Annotated in this window: 13 protein-coding genes; 8 read left to right on the forward strand and 5 right to left on the reverse strand. The window is 59.0% G+C overall.

Annotated features, from left to right (window positions below):
• Positions 1-8: 8 nt before the first annotated feature.
• The 4 genes from EGH23_RS18510 to EGH23_RS18525 all read left to right on the forward strand — a co-directional run bounded on the left by EGH23_RS18510 (position 9) and on the right by EGH23_RS18525 (position 3840).
• Positions 9-848: an ATP-binding cassette domain-containing protein gene (locus tag EGH23_RS18510; RefSeq protein WP_220581464.1), complete on the forward strand. Its 840-nt coding sequence runs from the start codon at positions 9-11 to the stop codon at positions 846-848.
• A 127-nt stretch (positions 849-975) separates the two neighbouring features.
• Positions 976-1791 carry a sugar phosphate isomerase/epimerase family protein gene (locus tag EGH23_RS18515; protein ID WP_220581465.1) on the forward strand — a complete coding sequence of 272 codons (816 nt, stop codon included), beginning with the start codon at positions 976-978 and terminating at the stop codon, positions 1789-1791.
• Positions 1792-1883: 92 nt separating this feature from the next.
• A complete protein-coding gene (locus EGH23_RS18520) occupies positions 1884-2966 on the forward strand; it encodes a Gfo/Idh/MocA family protein (RefSeq protein WP_220581466.1) in 1083 nt (360 codons plus the stop codon).
• 70 nt (positions 2967-3036) lie between these two features.
• Positions 3037-3840 (forward strand): sugar phosphate isomerase/epimerase family protein, encoded by an 804-nt coding sequence (locus EGH23_RS18525; protein WP_220581467.1) that lies wholly within the window; start codon positions 3037-3039, stop codon positions 3838-3840.
• A 37-nt stretch (positions 3841-3877) separates the two neighbouring features.
• Here the strand turns inward: EGH23_RS18525 and EGH23_RS18530 are convergent, their stop codons facing one another.
• Complete coding sequence (locus EGH23_RS18530; protein ID WP_220581468.1) at positions 3878-4981, reverse strand: Gfo/Idh/MocA family protein; 1104 nt, start codon at positions 4979-4981, stop codon at positions 3878-3880.
• A 287-nt stretch (positions 4982-5268) separates the two neighbouring features.
• Entirely contained in the window at positions 5269-6504 is a 1236-nt protein-coding gene (locus tag EGH23_RS18535) for a mandelate racemase/muconate lactonizing enzyme family protein (RefSeq protein WP_220581469.1), read from the reverse strand.
• A gap of 305 nt (positions 6505-6809) precedes the next feature.
• Here EGH23_RS18535 and EGH23_RS18540 point away from each other — a divergent pair, with 305 nt between their 5' ends.
• A complete protein-coding gene (locus EGH23_RS18540) occupies positions 6810-7601 on the forward strand; it encodes an HpcH/HpaI aldolase family protein (protein WP_220581470.1) in 792 nt (263 codons plus the stop codon).
• Positions 7602-7734: 133 nt separating this feature from the next.
• Here the strand turns inward: EGH23_RS18540 and EGH23_RS18545 are convergent, their stop codons facing one another.
• The gene (locus EGH23_RS18545) at positions 7735-9240 is read right to left on the reverse strand and encodes a CoA-acylating methylmalonate-semialdehyde dehydrogenase (protein WP_220581471.1); all 1506 of its coding nucleotides are present in this window, start codon (positions 9238-9240) and stop codon (positions 7735-7737) included.
• 140 nt (positions 9241-9380) lie between these two features.
• On the opposite strand from EGH23_RS18545, the gene iolM reads away from it, so the two are divergent.
• The 3 genes from iolM to EGH23_RS18560 all read left to right on the forward strand — a co-directional run bounded on the left by iolM (position 9381) and on the right by EGH23_RS18560 (position 12006).
• Positions 9381-10538, forward strand: coding sequence for a scyllo-inosose 3-dehydrogenase (iolM, locus tag EGH23_RS18550; protein ID WP_220581472.1), 1158 nt, complete (start codon positions 9381-9383; stop codon positions 10536-10538).
• Between the two features lie 299 nt (positions 10539-10837).
• Positions 10838-11602: an IclR family transcriptional regulator gene (locus tag EGH23_RS18555; protein WP_220581473.1), complete on the forward strand. Its 765-nt coding sequence runs from the start codon at positions 10838-10840 to the stop codon at positions 11600-11602.
• Between the two features lie 74 nt (positions 11603-11676).
• Entirely contained in the window at positions 11677-12006 is a 330-nt protein-coding gene (locus tag EGH23_RS18560) for an MDR/zinc-dependent alcohol dehydrogenase-like family protein (RefSeq protein WP_220581474.1), read from the forward strand.
• A gap of 26 nt (positions 12007-12032) precedes the next feature.
• On the opposite strand, the gene EGH23_RS18565 is transcribed toward EGH23_RS18560, so the two are convergent.
• Positions 12033-13772, reverse strand: coding sequence for a thiamine pyrophosphate-binding protein (locus tag EGH23_RS18565; protein ID WP_220581475.1), 1740 nt, complete (start codon positions 13770-13772; stop codon positions 12033-12035).
• A gap of 83 nt (positions 13773-13855) precedes the next feature.
• Positions 13856-14833: a TIGR03557 family F420-dependent LLM class oxidoreductase gene (locus EGH23_RS18570; protein WP_220581476.1), complete on the reverse strand. Its 978-nt coding sequence runs from the start codon at positions 14831-14833 to the stop codon at positions 13856-13858.
• Positions 14834-14958 lie beyond the last annotated feature (125 nt).

Consider the following 14958-nt stretch of genomic DNA (forward strand, 5'->3'; position numbering starts at 1 on the left):
AATTGCATATGTCGAAGGCCGACGAATCAACCGTCACTAGTGATCTGAGCGCGGCTACTGAACAACCAGCAGACGATGATACTATCCTCTCAGTTCGAAACGTCTCGAAACACTACGGTGGAGTCGTAGCGCTCGAGGACGTCAGTCTCTCGATAAAGGAGAACGAGGTCCTTTCGATTGTCGGTGACAACGGCGCCGGCAAATCGACGTTCATCAAACTTCTCTCTGGTGTCATCCCTGCCACGTCCGGTGAGTTCTACATGCGTGATCCGGAGTCGCACGACCTAGAGCAAATTGTCCTCGAATCACCGGCAATGGCAAAACGTGCCGGCATCGAGACAGTGTTCCAGGATATGTCTCTCTCTTTCCAACACGACGTTGCTGCGAACGTGTTCATGGGTCGAGAGCCCTTGAAAGACGGTTTGAGTGGAAAACTGTTCCGCCGGCTTGACCGAGAGTACATGGAGCAACGATCTATCGAAGCGCTTGACGAGATCGGTTTCGAAATAGACCCCAACGCGATAACGGAGGAGCTGTCTGGTGGACAACAACAGGCTATCGCCGTCGCTCGTGCACTCATTTCGGATCCCAGAGTCGTTATTCTCGACGAACCCACGGCCGAGGTGTCCGTTGAGGGATCCCAGAAAATACTCGACCTCATCGAAGAGCTGCAAGCGTCCGGCAAGACGGTTATCTTCATTACTCACAACCTGCAGGAAGTCTTCGATGTTGCGGATCGCGTTGCCGTCCTCCGGTCGGGGAGTCTCGTCGCGGAACTGGAAAACGATGGGACGATCGACCGTGAGGAACTCGTCGGTCACATGACCGGTGCGATTCAGCAGGAATAGCCAATCGTCCTACGGAGAAGAGAGTCATTTGAGCGAATAGAAAGCACTGTATTTCCCTCCCTAGTGCCTCGTTCCTCACCATCCTCTATCCCCAATTTATATATCGGTCTATGCTGTTGTCGCTCGTATGGGAGTCGGTTACACGACAATCATGTACGGTGAGGAATCGCTGTTGGATGGCCTCGAAGAGATTTCCGCGTGCGGATACGACGGCGTCGAGACGAGTCTCGGTGAAATCTCTACCGTTGGCAAAGATCGATTCCAACAACAACTAGATGACTGCGGCCTCGATCTCTACTGTACGATGGGAGAATGGCTTGAATCACAGGCAGCGGCTGACCGTATCGCTGATGGCGCTGAGACAGCCGCCGAATTGGGTGCTCCCTACCTCGGGATTCTTCCGCCACATCGCGGAACAACCGAAGATGCCGATCTTGAACGGTGGCTCGAACAAGTTTGCGATGCGGCCGCCTCCGCTGGCGTCACGCCGGTCCTGCATCATCACGGCGCGACACTCATCGAACAGCCTGACGAGATAGCCTCCTGGCTCGACCGAGCGCCGGATAACCTCGGACTGCTCTGGGATACCTCCCACCATTATCCCTACGGCGAAAACTATCCCGAGGGAGATGTCACGGACGGTATCGAGCGATTTGCTGACGACATCGAGTACGTCCACCTCAAAGACGTCGCCCCTGGTGACAACTTCGACGCGCACGTCGAAGCGCTATCTAACGGTGAGCGACGACTCGACACCGTGTTCTGGTATTACAACGCTTTCACCGACCTCGGTAAAGGCGTCATCGACTTCGAGGGCGTCGACGAGGCGCTGGACCAGATCGGCTACGACGGCCACATCACTGTTGAGATCGAAAACCAGACCGAAGACACGCGCACCCACGCCGAGCAGAACTACGACTACTGGCGCGCGATCGCTGAGTGATAGGTCGCCAGTAGCTCGCGACTCTTTATCTCACCACGGTGGCGAGCGGAGTGGGTAAATTATAAATAATGAAGTGCTGAATTCACAAGCGTATGCGAATTGGACTGATCGGAGCGGGCAATATCGCACAGATCATGCACCTCCCGTATCTCGTGGAGTTACCTGAGGCAGAGGTGCACGCTATCGCAGATCCGGGGCGGAACGTCGTTGAGGCACTCGGCGACCGATATAATATCCCTAATCAGTACGAGGATAGCGACGCGCTCATCGAGGAACTCGCGGACGACCTCGACGGCGTCGTCATCGCGACGCCGATGCACACTCACGCTGAGACAGCCATCGCCGCGCTCGAAGCGGACCTCCACACGTTTGTGGAGAAACCCGTCGCAGTAACACCCGAAGATGCTGCCGACGTCGTTGAGGCCGCCGATGCAACCGACGCGGTCTGTATGGTCGGGTATATGAAGCGGTATGATTCGGGCTACCAGCGCTTCGCCGAGGAAGTTGAGAACGCCGACACGATCGACCTCATTACCAACACTGTCATTCCGCCGGACGTGGGAAGCGTCATCGAGGAGGTCTACGATAACATCCCAGCGGATCTCGATGAATCCTTCCTCCAAGCTAGTGGCGAGAACCGCACATCGCAACTGCAGACGGCAATCGACACGGACGACGACACACTCGCTCACGCGTACGGGTACCACCTCGAAAGTATCTGCCACGACATAAACGCACTACGCGGTCTATTCGGCGATGTAGAGTCTATCGACCACGTCGACGTGTTTAACGACTGGAAGTATCTGACCGCACAGCTGCAGTATGAGGGTGGCCGGCGATGTACGTTGCAGTCCGGTGCAACCGACCGGAAGTGGTACGACGAGCGCATCCGCGTCGACACACCTGAATCGGCCCTGTCGATCGAGTTCTCAAACGCCTTCATCAAGAACACGCCGTCGGAAGTGCGAATTGAAGAAGGGACAGATGAGATGACTGCTACGGAACACACCCCCTCGTACGATGAGAGCTTCAAGCGAGAACTGGCGTACTTCCTCGACTGCATGGCCGGGGATGCCGAAGTTCGAACCGGACCTCGTGAAGCGAAGAAAGACGTCGAACTCATCGCAGACCTGTTCCGCTCGTATCAGAACATCGACCGCGTTGGCGAATACTGACTGGTCTACCGAGAGCCAGTCCGTAGCTGTTCGATAAGATTATGCACGTCGCGTACGAGATATCCTACGTATGGGTGTCGGATACGCGACCATCATGTACGACTCGGAAGCAGTAGAATCGCGCGCTATCGGGGACTTCGCTGCCTGCCGGTACGACGGCGTCGAGATCGGTCTCGAAAAGGTCGAGGCTCTCGGCGAGGAGACGCTGAACGCGCTACTCGAAGACTACGACCTCGATCTGTACTGTGTCATGGCCGGTTGGCTCAACACCGAAGAGGACCTTCAGAGGGCCGTCAACGGTGCCGAACTTGCGGGCAATCTCGGCTCGAATTTCCTCGGCATCCTGCCGCCGCCTCGGGGCGTCGTCGACGACGAGACGTTCGCCGAATGGCTCGACACAATTTGCGAGGCTGCCGCCGACGCTGGCGTCACACCCATCGTCCACCACCATTTTGGCGCACACGTCGAACAACCCGAGGAGATACGCCGCTGGCTTGACGAAGGTCCGGACAATCTCCAATTGCTGTTTGATACGGCCCACTACTACGCCTATGGCGATATTACGGACGGTATCGAGCGGTTCGCCGACGACATCGCCTACGTCCACCTCAAGGATATTGACCCGCCAGCGGAGTTCCAGCTTCACGTCGATAACCTCACTGCCGGGAAGAAAGACTACGACAGCATCGTCAACTACATCTGGGCATTCACCGACCTCGGGGAAGGAATCATCGACTTCAGTGAGGTATTCGAAACGCTCGATTCAGTCGGATACGACGGCCACACGACTATCGAGATCGAGAATCAGATGGATCACCCACTCGTCCACGCCAAGAAGAACATCGACCATCTGGAAGCGGTGACGGACGTCTGAGCGGGGCGGAACACTTGGTGTCGATATCTTTTCGCTACTACTTGTCGAGTGACAGCCACTTCCCGTGTTCGTCGCTCTCTTGGATTGTTTCGACGACCTGTTGGACGTCGACGCCATCTTGGAAATTCGGTCGGTACGGCGTTCCCTGTTCAATGCAGGTCAGGAACTCGTAGTTCTCGTGGACGAACGTGTGTTCCCAGCCGATGCTGTGCCCCGGCGGCCACCATGCGTCGACATACGGGTCGTCCGGGTCGGTGACCAGTATCTGCTGATAGCCTCGATCCTCCGGCCCCTTGACTTGTAACTCGTTAAGCCGGCGAAGCGAAAACTTCAGCGCACCCTCCGAGCCGTAGATCTCCACGGAGTTATCCGCCTTTCTTCCGGTCGCTATTCGAGAGCCTTCTAGTACACCTTCTGCACCACACTCAAACTCAACGAGTGCAGAGTATTCGTCGTCGGTTGTTACCTCGCGAGTCCCGTCACCATCCGGATCAGGTCGCTCCGTGATTTGCGTCGTCAGAGAACCACTGAGGCGGTCGATATCGCCAATAAGCCATCGTGCGAGATCGATAGTGTGAGAACCAACGTCACCTACTACGCCGGTACCAGCGACGCTCGCATCACAGCGCCAGTTCCACGGTGCATCGGGGTCGTTCAACCAGTCTTGGAGACATCGGCCCTTAAATCGATAGATCTCGCCCAGCTCGCCATTCTCGACGAGTCGTTTCGCTAGCTGCAGTGCAGGCACGTATCGGTAGTTGAATCCCGTAGCCGCAATAGCCTCATTCTCGCGAGCGGCGTCGTGCATCCGCCGAGCGGTTTCGATATCCGGGGCCAATGGTTTCTCACACATGACGTGTGTATCGGCCTCAAGGGCAGCGATAGTCGGCTCCGCATGAACGTGATTTGGACCGAGATTGTAGAAGATGTCGACCTCGTCAACGACATCTTGCCAGTCAGTCGCGGTGCGGTCAAACCCGAATCGCTGGGCTGCGTCACTAACTGCCGCCTCGTCGCGACCCACGAGGACTGCCCGGTTGGTAGCAGGTGCATCCGGGAAGAACATCGGCATCCGGGCAAGCGCATTTGCGTGCGCTTTACCCATGAACCGATAGCCAAGGAATCCAACATCGAGCGTCATTGCTCACTCTCCAGATAGTGTTCACTAACGTACCGTTGCTCCAGCTGGCTCACGTTTCTACGGATATCCGTAAATAGCGATGTCAGACCACTATAGCTCTCACCGCTGCTATCGAGACTATCGTACATCGGATAAATACTCGGTAGCGTCCCTGATAAAGATTTGGAGAAGCGGTAGTTTTCGGCGCGCATCTAACCCCAGCTGTGCAATTTGCTGGTTCACACCGTTGTCTGCCATGCAGCCTAATCACGACGCTACGCAAGTCCTCAAGCGCGATGAGTAGTAGACTACTCTTTGCGGTGTTGTTCGACGACGTCCCAGTCGAGTTCGATACCGAGCCCCGGTGCGTCGGGGACCTGTATGCGGCCGTTCTGGATGAAGTCTTCCTCACGGACGAGCAAGTCTTCCCACCATGGTACCTCACGGGCGTGGTATTCGAGGGCGACGAAGTTCGGTACCGTTGCGCCGACGTGGGCAGTCGCGGCGGTGGCGACGGGGCTCCCAATGTTGTGCGGGATGAGCGCCTGATAGTACGCTTCGGCCATCTCGGCGACTTTCTTGGTCTCGGCGATGCCGCCCGTCTTGGGCACGTCCGGCGCGAGGAAATCCACGCCTTGTTCTTCGATTAGGTCACGGAAGCCGTGGCGGCCGTAGCGGTTCTCACCGGTCAGGATAGTCGCGTCGACGCGGCGCTTCAGCTCCCGCATCGCGTCGGTGTTCTCCGGTGGCAGGGGGTCCTCTATCCACGCGAGGTCGTACGGTTCGAGCGCGCGACAGAGGCGCTCTGCCGTTTCGGGGCTGAAGTTCCAGTGGAGGTCTACCGCGACCTCTGCATCGTGACCGATCTCGTCGGTGACGGCCTCGACGACGCGCCTCTTGTGGTCGATTTCGGGCGGGTCGAAGTGCCGCGAGAGCGTATCGACCTCGCGACCGGAGGGCACGTCAAGGTCGAACTTCACGATGTCGAAGCCGTCCTCGACGGCCGCTCTGGCCGCTTTCGCGTACGCTTCGGGTTCGTACGTCGAGTCCTCCTGACCTTCCTCGGCGGACTCGACCATCGCCTCGCCGGCGTGGCAGTCCGCGTAGACGACGACTTCCTCGCGGGTCTTCCCACCCAGCAGTTGGTAGACCGGCTGGTCCAGCAATTTCCCGGCGACGTCCCAGAGGGCAATCTCGACGCCGCTGATGGCGATGGTGCCGACACCTTCCTGCGAACCGCGCCCCGAGAGACTCCCGCGCATAAGGTTGTAGAGTCGCTCGACGTCAGTTGGATTCTCGCCGACTAAGACGGGCTGGAGATAGTCGGTGATGATCTCGTGGACGCCCGGTGACGGGTACGCCTCACCAATACCGGTGACACCCTCGTCTGTTTCGACGGTGACGATGGTCCACGGGAAGTTCCCGTCGATGACCACCGTGTTCAGGTCGGTTATCTCTGCTGTGGGGCCGTCCGCCCGGCGGGGCGTCTCGTCGAAGTCGGCCCACATCGTCGCTGCCAGTTTCGAAGCGAAGTCCTCGTACATGATTGGAATCTCTTTTTCTGTGTACGTCGGCAGACGAGAGATTCCTTCGCCCGCCGCAGTACACTTTCCTCACAAGCCGACCATCAGTGTAGGGAATACACTCGATAGGGCGACTCGCATCAATCTGTGTTTTATCGGTTACCATGTTATACTTTCCGATGCCGCAGACAATCGTGGTATGTCTCACCACCACACATTAACAACCCCGTATGTTTTTGTATCTGCGTGCAGACGTACAGGTAGAGAGATGGACTAGACTGTCCGGGGGTTAGCCCACGAACAGTACTAGTCACCTTGAAATAACTATGACACATATCAAGGACGCAATCGAAAACCGCGACCACCCTTTTGGAACGTGGACCTCCATTGGTCACCCGGCGGTCGCAGAAGGACTGGCACAGCTCGACTTGGACTTTCTCCTAGTCGACATGGAACATACGACAATGTCGCTCGAAACTGTCGAGGGCATGGCTCGTGCAGTCGACGCCGCATCAGGTGAGACGGATGCTGTTGTCCGGGTTCCATGGAACGACCCCGTGCGGTTGAAGCGCGTCATCGACATTGGCATCGCTGGCGTGATGGTCCCCATGATCGACAACGCGGAGGAGGCTCGAGAACTCGTCCGGTCGCTGCGCTACCCGCCGGATGGTATCCGCGGAATCGCCGGGAGTCGTGCAACTGGGTACGGTCGTAACTTTGAGCAGTATGTCGACAACGCCAACGGCTCTATCCTCACCATTGCCCAAATCGAGACCGAGGAGGGCCTCGAAAACGCCGAGGAGATTGCTCGCGTCGACGGTATCGATGCGCTGTTTGTCGGCCCAGCGGATCTCTCAGCTGCACTCGGAATGTTCGCCGAGTGGGATACAGAAGAGTTCGCCGACGCCGTCGAGTCGGTTGTCAGGGCCGGGGAGGAAGCTGGCACGCCAGTCGGAACGCTGACCGTCGACACCGGCGCCATCGAAGCTCGCATAGATCAGGGATTCGACTTTCTCATCGCTGGGAAAGACATCTCATTACTGATGGGCAGCGTCGATGAAGCCATCGGTGATTACGAGACCGCCCTCGAAACAGCGATTCCCGTATCTTCGGACTGACGCCTTTTCGTCGTCTATCGTATCTGTACCTGCACCTGCGAGAACCAGCCACTGCTCAGAGCGTCACGAGCGAAGGGGGAGAATTCGAACCGTATGCCGAAAAGTTAGCTGGGGCCGCAGCCGCGAAGGGATTTCAGTTGTTAGTGTACCAGCGCTGAATCTCGATGGTCTTGTCGGTGTAGAAGTTCACGGCGTCCTCGCCCTGCGCGTGGAGGTCGCCGAAGAACGACCCCTTCCGGCCGCCGAAGTGGAAGAAGCCCATCGGCGCGCAGACGCCGACGTTGATGCCGATGTTGCCCGCGTCCACGTTGTAGCGGTACTTGCGCGCTTCCGCGCCGTTCTCCGTGTACAGCGAGGAGGCGTTGCCGTACTCCGTGCTGTTGACCATCTCGATGGCTTCGTCGAGGTCGTCAGCCTTCGTCAGCGCCATCACCGGGCCGAAGATCTCGGTCTGGGTGATGTCCATGTCCGTCGTAACGTTCTCTAAGAGCGTCGGACCGAGGAAGTTCCCATCGGGGTAATCCGGATGCTCGAAGTCGCGGCCGTCCACGACGAGGTCGGCACCTTCGTCGATGGCGTCCTCGATCATCTCGACGACCCGGTCAGCGGACTCGCCTGTGATGAGTGGGCCGACGTCGGTGTCCTCGTCGAGACCGTTACCCACCGTGAGGTCGTCGATGTCGTCGAGAACCTCCTCGCGCAGGTCGTCGTAGGCGTCGCCGATGCCGACGACGACGTCGTTGGCGAGACAGCGCTGGCCCGCGTTGCCGTAGACGGAGCCGATGATGTTCGGGACCGACTCCTCGATTTCGGCGTCCTCGGAGACGACGGCGTAGTTCTTCGCGCCGCCCTGTGCCTGGACGCGCTTGCCGTGTTCGGCGGCCGTCTCGTAGATGTGCTGGGCGACGGGCGTCGAACCGACGAAGGAGACGCCGGCGATGTCGTCGTGTTCCAGCAGCGCATTGACCGTGTCGGCGCTCCCGTTGACGAGGTTGACCACGCCGTCGGGGAAGTCCACAGCGTCGACGGCCTCGAAGATGAGTTGCGAACTCAGCGGGACTTTCTCGCTGGGTTTGAGGATGAACGTGTTTCCGGTGGCAACGGCGTAAGGCAGGAACCACAGTGGAATCATCGCCGGGAAGTTGAACGGCGTGATGGCCGTGAAGACGCCCAGCGGCTGCCGAACGGCGTGTTCGTCCATGTTCGAAGCAATGCCTTCCACATTGCCGCTGCCCTCGCGGAGCATGTTCGGGATACCCGCAGCGACTTCGACGTTCTCGATGCCGCGGCGGATCTCGCCGCGGCCCTCGGCCAGCGTCTTGCCGTGTTCGCGCGTGAGCGCCTGTGCGATGTCCTCTTGACGGTCTTCGAGTTCCTGCTTGAGGTCGAAGAGGTACTGGACGCGGTCGACTGGCGAGGTCGCCCGCCAATCTTCGAAAGCGTCGTTGGCCGTCTGGACTGCTTCGTCGACCGTCTCCGCGGTGGAGTACGGCACGTCTGCCAGTGTCTCGCCCGTCGCTGGGTTAACGAGCGGCTGGCCGTCGTCGCTCTCGACAGAGTGCCACTCGCCGCCAACGTAATTCTGTACGGTGTCGGGTACGGCAGTCGCCGCTGGCGACTGCTCTTGCTTGCTCGTCATACATGCAGACCGACTATGTGAACACATATAGATGTTACGCACCCGCGAACGGAGTGCGATAAAATAGACCCCGCTACGGGTCCGGACGCCAACCACACTATCCCCCACAATTATATCCCGGTGGGTACTCTGTGACAACGATGCGAGCCTTAGTACTCGATGCGGAGTGGAATCCGCGACCGCAATACGACCTCTCGGACGACGAGCGGGAGCGACAGCGTGCGATGAACTCCGGACAGATATGGCAAAACCCCGATCTCTCTGTCGAAGAGCGGGAGCGACCCGAGCCCGCAGACGACGAGGTACTCGTCCGCGTGAAGTACGCCGGAATATGTGGCAGCGACGTCTCGATGTACGAGACCGATGACGACGGCTACATGCACTACTCGGCATACACGCAACTGCCAAGCGTCACCGGCCACGAGTTCTCCGGCGTCATCGTCGAGAACGGCGATGACGCAAACCTCTTCGAGGAGGGCGAGCCCGTTACAGCGGAGGTCACCGACTACTGCGGCCGCTGTCAGATGTGCCGACAGGGCTTCCACGGCCACTGTGAGAACTTCGAGCAGCTCGGATTCACGCTGGATGGCGCATTCGCCGAGTATGTCACGGTCCCCGAGAAAATCCTCTGGAGCGTCGCCTCACTGGAACAAGCGTACGACGACGAAGACGAGCTCTTCCGAGCAGCTGCAACAGTCGAACCCAGCACCATCTGCTACTACGGCCTGTTCGGGCGAGCAGAGGGCATCTGGCCCGGTGACTACCACGTCTACCACGGAACCGGCCCCATCGGCCTCACCGGGATGAACGTCTCGCGCGCAGCCGGCGCAGGCAAGGTCATCGCCTTCGAACCGTCGGACCCGCGGCGGGAGATTGCTCACGAGATGGGCTTTGAGCACGTCTACAATCCTATCGACGTCGATCCGGTCGAGACCATCGCCGAGGTGACCAACGATGAAGGCGCAGATGTCCACGTCGAGACCAGCGGTGCCGTCGGCGCGACCTACCCCGTCATCGAGGACTCGCTCGCCGAACGCGCCAACGTTGTTCACATCAGCAACGCCGGGTCGGATCCCGAGATCGCGCTCCGGAAGTACCAGGGCAACGGAGCCCAATTATACGGTTCGGAGGGTCACACCGGCCAACAAGTGTATCCACGCACGATTCGACTGATGGCTAGCGGCCAGCTCGACAACCTGCCGATGATCACCTCGACCTACAATCTCAAGAACGCCGACGAGGCTGTCGCACAAGCCGCCAAGCGCGTTGATGGAAAAGTCCTCATCCAGATGAGCTAAGGCTACAAAGGTGGCCTGAGTCTGAAAGAAGCGAAACGCTTTGGACGGCATATTTTTCGAGCTCCGCGAGGTCTCACTCATCGGTGACGATAGCACCAAAATCGGGATTGTCTCGTTCAACTATCGCTTCGACGACTGCCAGATAGCGCCATCCGACAGTAATATCGCCCTATAAATATAGAAATAAAGAATTATCTGCATTCCGTATTTCACCTCTATGCTAATTATTCACAAATTATAAATGCACTCTTTGTTCGTACCTGCCGAACATTTATGTGACACTACCTCTCACCCTAGGTATGGCCACAAAATCTTCACCTCGAACTGTGGACGCCGTGGAGACAGCCCTAGAGATTATCGAACTCCTGCAAGAGCGAGACGGAGCCGGCATAACCGAGATCGCCGACGAACTCGGTCGTTCGAAGGGAACGGTCCACAGCCACTTGGCGACACTCGCCGAGAACGAGTATGTTGTGAACGACGACGGGCACTACCGGTTGAGCCTCCGCTACCTTGAACTCGCTGAGACAGTCACTAACAGGCTCCAGATATACGATGTCGTGCGCAACGAACTCGACGACCTGGCAGCCGAGTGCGGCGAGCTGGCGCAGTTCGCCACCGAAGAGCACGGTCGCGCAGTCTACCTCTACAAGACCGGCGGCGAGAACGCCGTCCAAACGGCTTCCTCTGCCGGTGACCGGGAATACCTCCACTGCATCTCACTGGGAAAGGCGATGATGGCTCACATGTCCCGAGAGCGCATCGAGGAGATAATCGACCGACACGGGCTGCAGGGCTTCACCGACTCGACAATCACGTCGAAGTCCGAGTTGTTCGACGAGCTAGCGACGATACGCGAACAGGGCTACGCTTTCGACCGGGAGGAAAAGATTGCGGGCCTCCGCTGTGTCGCCGCTCCCGTGGTGACTGGTGGGGAAGTCGTCGGCGCGCTGAGCGTCTCCGGCCCCGCGAGCCGGTTCGAAGGCGAGCTCTACGAGGAGGAACTCCCGAAGATGGTGACCCGCTCCGCCAACGTCATCGAAATCAACTCCCAGTTTTCATAGTCGATCTAATCGAAATATCGAGGAGGTGACCGATAGCAAAGGCGCAGACTCCACATCGAAATGCGAGCGGCGCGGTGGGCGCGACGTACCTCATCATCGAGGACTCGCTGTCCGAACGTGCCAACGTCGTTCACATCAACAACGCCGGCTTAAACCCCGAAATCGTGCTCCGGAAATACCAGGTGAACAGCGCTCAGTTATACGGGTCGGGAGGGCACACAGGTCATCAAGTGTCCCCGCGCACGATTCGACTGGTGGCCAGCGGCCAACTCGATAATCCGCCGATGATTACCTCGACGTACAACTTGGGGAACACCGACGAGGCCGTCGCACAGGTCGCCAAGCGCGTCGACGGCAAAGCCTTCGTCCAGATGAGGAAAGCCAAGAAGGTGGCCGGCGTCTGAGAGAAAAGCGAAAGACTGTGGACGGCTTACTTTTCGAGGTCCGCGAGGTCCCACTCGCCGGTGACGATCGCGCCGGAGTCCGGGTTATCCGGTTCGACCATCGCCTCGACGATGGCCGGGCCATCGTGAGCGATCGCCTCTTCGAGGACACTATCGAGATTCTCGGGTTTGACGACGCGTTCGGCGAACTCGACGCCCAGCCCGTCGGCCATCGACATGAAGTCGATGTCGGTCTCCTCGTCGAACTCCGTGTCCAGTACCCGGTCCCACCCGTACTTGGCGACCTGGAGGTTCCGGATGGACTTCCAGCCGTGGTTGTTGACGATGAGGTAGTTCACGTCGATATCATGCTGAACCGCACACGCGACCTCCTGATTGCACATCATGAAGCTCCCGTCGCCCTCGATATCCACTACTGGGCTGTCTGGTTTGGCGAGCTTCGCGCCGATAGCGGCTGAGACACCGAATCCCATCGTCGAGAAGCCGCCACAGGAGATGTTGGTTCGGGGTTCGTACACCGGGAACTCAGGGTTGACTGTCTCCTGCGGCTGACCTGCGCTAGAGACGACGACGCCGTCGCGGGGCAAGACTTGACGAAGGCTGGCGATAGCTCGGGAGATGCTCATCGGCACCGCGTCGTCCTCCCAGCGCTCGGCGACCATCGACTCCCACTCCTCCCAGAGGCCCTGAATCTCGTCGTAGTACTCATTGTTCTCTTTCGAGACCGGATCCATCTGCTCCTGGAGTTCTTCGGTAATCTGGCGTGTGACGACCTTCGCATCGCCCTGGATGCCGACCTCGACCGGGTAGTTCTTCCCGATCTCCTCGGGGTCGATGTCGACGTGAATCAGTTTGCTCGGCGGGATCTCGAAACTGACGCCCTCCTCGAAAGAGGAGGTGTGCATATCCGTGAAGCGGCAGCCCACCGCCAATACCACGTCGGCGTTCGACGCGAGTTCGTTGCCCGCCGTCGAGCCGATCCAGCCCGCGTAGCCGACGAAGAGGTCGTGGTCCTCGGGGATGATCCCCTTCGACTGGAAGGTCGGGATAACGGGTGCTTGGAGGTGTTCTGCGAGTTCCTGCACTTCGTCCCACGCCTCGGCGATCATCGTCCCGCCGCCGGGGACGATGACCGGTCGTTCGGCGTCTTCGAGCAGCTCCGCAGCGTCCGAGACCGTTCTCGGGTCGCCGCCCGGGCGACTGTGCGGCCGGGATTGAGTCGGTTCGGGCAGTTCGACGTCGGCGGCCGCACCCTGAACGTCCATCGGGACGTCAACGTGGACCGGGCCGGGTCGCCCGGAAAGCGCGACTTGGAACGCGCGACGGAGGATGCGCGGGAGTTGCTCGACGTCGTCGGCGACGAAGCTCTGCTTGGTGACCGGTTCCATCACGCTCGGGAAGTCGCCGGGTTTCTGTCGCTCGATCTCCTGAAGAATCCCCTCGCCGTACTCGTGCGTCTGGGGCGCGCCGGTGAAGATGACCATCGGGATGGAGTCGACGTAGGCCGTCGCCGCGCCGGTGACGGTATTGGTCGCCCCCGGCCCGATGGAGGTGAAGACGGCAAGTGGCTCGCCGCTCGCGCGGGCGTAGCCGTCTGCGAGGTGTGTCGCGCCTTCCTCGTGTCGTGGTTGGATGACCTCTACTTCGGAGTCATTGAATGCGTCAAGTAGGTTCGTGCTCCCGTGACCGGGAATGCCGACGAGGTACTCGACACCCTCTTTCTCTAGATACTTGGCGATAATCTCGCCACCGTTCAGTCTGGGCATCTCGTTTAAAGACAAACACAGGGGCTTTCTTAAATATTCCCCTAGCTAACGGCTGGATCCACTGTCACTCCACTATGACGGAATCACAGTGAGGGGATGACCTCGTTGCCCATGACCTCAAAGAACTTCTCGGGTTCGGGGCTCGTATTCCCGAGTGCGATGCGGTCGAATCCCATCTCGGCGTAGTCTGATAGCTGACTGGCGATGTCCGACGGGTCGTCAGCGATGAGGAACTTGCCCTCTACCTCCTCCTGGGTGGCTTTCTCGCCTTCGGCTTCGATCTCCTTCGGGTTGGCCATCGCGCGGTCGAAGACGTTCTGGGTAGTTGCCCACCACGGCCGGGTCGCGGCTCGTGCCTTCTCGTAGTCCTCGTCGTACGAAGCGATCACCAATAGTGTCGTCTCGATTTGATCGGGGTCACGGCCCTCCTCTTCGGCGTAGCGGCGAATTGCAGGATACATTCGCTCGGTGTACTCCTCGCCGGTTTTGACAGTGATGAACCCGTCACCGTACTCACTGGTTAGCGACGCAGTACTCGGTCCGTTAGCGGCGATTTGGATCTCGGGGCGCTCTTCAGGCATCGTATAGAGCTTCGCGTCGTCGACGGTGAAGTGCTCGCCCTCGTAGCTGTAGAAGTCATCGGATTCCCAGAGCCCATGGACGATTTCGAGGGTCTCTTCAAGTCGATTCCGTCGCACGGGATAGTCGGGCCACTCGTGGCCCATCGGCTTCTCGTTCATGGCCTCGCCCGTCGAGAGACCGAGGACGACGCGTTCGTCATGCATCTCCTGCAGCGTCGCGAACGCCTGGGCCATCAGCGCGGGATGGTAGTGTTCGCCCGCGGGCGTGACGCAGGTGCCGATGGGGACATCAATCCGCTCGGCAGCCGCGCCGAGCCACGACCACGCGAAGCCGGCCTCAGCGTCCGTGTGGAACCACGGGTGGAAGTGGTCAGAGGTCCAGACGAACTCGAAGCCGTTGTCGGCGGCGAGTTCGGAGAAACGCAGTAACTGCGAGGGGCTATACTGCTCCTGATGGGCCATGTAGTCGATGCTGACCATCGTGGTTTACACGTCGTGGGGCGCGCGTAATATTCGTTTCCCTGTGACCCGAATCTACGAAGATATTACATGCGACGCTATTAGCACATTCATCCGTTCGTTTCTAACGAACGCCACTTATTGAG

This window comes from Haloarcula nitratireducens, assembly GCF_019599505.1.

Excerpts from the sequence above, each read along its gene's own strand:
- EGH23_RS18510 (WP_220581464.1), top strand. The coding sequence starts at position 9 with ATGTCGAAGGCCGACGAATCAACCGTCACTAGTGATCTGAGCGCGGCT.
- EGH23_RS18515 (WP_220581465.1), top strand. The coding sequence starts at position 976 with ATGGGAGTCGGTTACACGACAATCATGTACGGTGAGGAATCGCTGTTG.
- EGH23_RS18520 (WP_220581466.1), top strand. The coding sequence starts at position 1,884 with ATGCGAATTGGACTGATCGGAGCGGGCAATATCGCACAGATCATGCAC.
- EGH23_RS18525 (WP_220581467.1), top strand. The coding sequence starts at position 3,037 with ATGGGTGTCGGATACGCGACCATCATGTACGACTCGGAAGCAGTAGAA.
- EGH23_RS18530 (WP_220581468.1), bottom strand. The coding sequence starts at position 4,981 with ATGACGCTCGATGTTGGATTCCTTGGCTATCGGTTCATGGGTAAAGCG.
- EGH23_RS18535 (WP_220581469.1), bottom strand. The coding sequence starts at position 6,504 with ATGTACGAGGACTTCGCTTCGAAACTGGCAGCGACGATGTGGGCCGAC.
- EGH23_RS18540 (WP_220581470.1), top strand. The coding sequence starts at position 6,810 with ATGACACATATCAAGGACGCAATCGAAAACCGCGACCACCCTTTTGGA.
- EGH23_RS18545 (WP_220581471.1), bottom strand. The coding sequence starts at position 9,240 with ATGACGAGCAAGCAAGAGCAGTCGCCAGCGGCGACTGCCGTACCCGAC.
- iolM (WP_220581472.1), top strand. The coding sequence starts at position 9,381 with ATGCGAGCCTTAGTACTCGATGCGGAGTGGAATCCGCGACCGCAATAC.
- EGH23_RS18555 (WP_220581473.1), top strand. The coding sequence starts at position 10,838 with ATGGCCACAAAATCTTCACCTCGAACTGTGGACGCCGTGGAGACAGCC.
- EGH23_RS18565 (WP_220581475.1), bottom strand. The coding sequence starts at position 13,772 with ATGCCCAGACTGAACGGTGGCGAGATTATCGCCAAGTATCTAGAGAAA.
- EGH23_RS18570 (WP_220581476.1), bottom strand. The coding sequence starts at position 14,833 with ATGGTCAGCATCGACTACATGGCCCATCAGGAGCAGTATAGCCCCTCG.